The organism is Pontibacter aydingkolensis (genome assembly GCF_019443125.1).
GTDB classification, from domain to species: Bacteria; Bacteroidota; Bacteroidia; order Cytophagales; family Hymenobacteraceae; genus Pontibacter; species Pontibacter aydingkolensis.
On record NZ_JAHYXK010000043.1, the window covers coordinates 1 to 1875 of the forward strand.

2 protein-coding genes are annotated in these 1875 nt (G+C 51.3%); one reads left to right on the forward strand and one right to left on the reverse strand.

The window, feature by feature from the left end:
- Positions 1-935 (reverse strand): phage integrase N-terminal SAM-like domain-containing protein (locus K0O23_RS20040; RefSeq protein WP_219879239.1); only part of this gene is annotated, 935 nt, incomplete at its 3' end.
- Positions 936-1050: 115 nt separating this feature from the next.
- Between K0O23_RS20040 and K0O23_RS20045 the strand changes: the two genes are divergently transcribed.
- Complete coding sequence (locus K0O23_RS20045; protein ID WP_219879240.1) at positions 1051-1428, forward strand: DUF2116 family Zn-ribbon domain-containing protein; 378 nt, start codon at positions 1051-1053, stop codon at positions 1426-1428.
- The last annotated feature ends 447 nt before the right edge of the window (positions 1429-1875 follow it).

Here is a 1875-nt window from a genome sequence, read left to right on the forward strand (position 1 = left end):
ACGGTGGGCAGCCTGTCAGCCTTCTCGGGCCGCTCCACCTGGCTCAGGTCCAGGGTGTGCCTGCCCAGTATTCGGTGGAAGTAGAACTTAACCGCATTTATGCTCTGGTTTACAAAGGAGTAGGAGTAGGTTCCGGCCTGCACCATCTGCCGGTGGTAGGCATTTATCTCTGCCGTGTCGAAACTGTTGATCGTATCAAGGCCTTTCTCCCTGTGTCCGTTAAAGAAGCGCAGCAAAAGAGAGTGGTAGGTACGGATCGTGGTCAGGGAGTAGTTGAGCAGGAAGAGCTTCTCCAGGTACGGCAAAGGGCAGGTGATGTAGTCTGTGTTTTTTCTGTAGGTTTGCTCCCAAAGCCTGCGCATGATGGCCATGTCATTTATCTTCAGCGTGTTGCAAAGCCACACCTGCGCCGCGCCCTGAACGAGGTCCAGCAGTTGGTGCAGGTCTACTGATGAAGTGCCCAGGGCAAAGCAGCGAGGCTCTTCCAGCCAGCGGCAGCAGCTGCTGGCCCTAAACAGCCTGTAAATGTGCTCGTTGTAAGGGAATGAGATCTGGATAACCGCCTTGCCTTCATGCTCGAGCGGTTGCAGGCGGATGACCGGCAGCTCAGGTAGTTTTACGAGAGGCTCTGACTGCAGGCTGCCCGAGGTTATCACAGCGCCCAACGACGGCCTCAGCCTTTTGGGCCTGTTGAGGTAGCGGACGTCTACCAGTGCCACGCCCTGTAAGTGCCTGTGCAGCAGCTCAATGGCCTCCGGCGTTTTGTGCGTCACAAAGCACTTATACGTCTTGCTGTACTTGGCTATGTTACTGCTGTCTTTCAATAGCTTGGTTATCCGGTGGTCTGGCTTGTACCACAGGCGAATAAAATGCCTGCCTTCGTGCTCGAGCGTGTTCAGGTACAGGACGGGCGTTGTGTGGTAAGTCTGCTGCATAGGGTGTGTTGTTAATTTTGCCCAAATGTAAACCCCACAGACAACTCATCCGTTTTTTGAAACACATAAGTACGTTTATAAACGCAACTATACGTTTCAAAAAACGGATGTTCTAATGAAGGATGAAAAACAGTGCCCGCAGTGCGGCAACAAACTGAGCGGGAGGCTGGACAAGCGCTTCTGCTCCAACCAGTGCAGGGCGCAGGCCCATAATGCAAACAGGCGGCAGAATGAGGGCGAGCAGCTCATGCTCAGCATCAACTCCATCCTGCGCCGCAACCGCACGCTCCTGAAACAAGCCAGCCCGCAGGGGAAGACAACCACCTACAAGCAGCTGCTGGAAATGTCCGGCTTCGACTTCCGTCACTTCACTCACCTCTACCGCACCAGCAAGGGCAATACCTACCATTTCTGCTACGACTACGGCTACCTGCTGCTGCCCGAGGATAAGGTGCTGATCGTAAACTGGCAACCTTATATGGAGAATAGATAAGAATACAGTAAGTGCTTCTGGCGAAGTATAATGAAGGGGCAGGGGGCAATCTTCGCCCTCATTCGTTAATGGTTGTTCGTTGTCCGGAATGTAGAGACGCAATATGTTGCGTCTTTTCCATAAATGTAAAGAAGGCTTGCTCAAAAGACCTCACAGTGTTTTTAAAACCTGTGAGTGTCTATACCAAAGGCTTTGCTTCGTTGAGACAAGACACTCACAGGTCTGGAAGACGCTGTGAGATCATCACGGATTTATACTTTCGTCACTTAAAGTATGGATCCCGCTGAGCTGAAGACTTGCGCCAGGAAAGGATATATTTTTCTGGTAACTAGAAGCTATCTCAAAAATACCTTAGCATGATTTTCATGCAGGCTAGCAGGACAAAGGCGAGATAGTTTTCAGCCTTGTGCTCATGCCTGACCAATGTTCTTCTAAAGTTGAATAGCC

Bases quoted from the DNA above. Each gene is read 5' to 3' on its own strand.
- K0O23_RS20045 (WP_219879240.1), top strand. From the start codon at position 1,051: ATGAAGGATGAAAAACAGTGCCCGCAGTGCGGCAACAAACTGAGCGGG.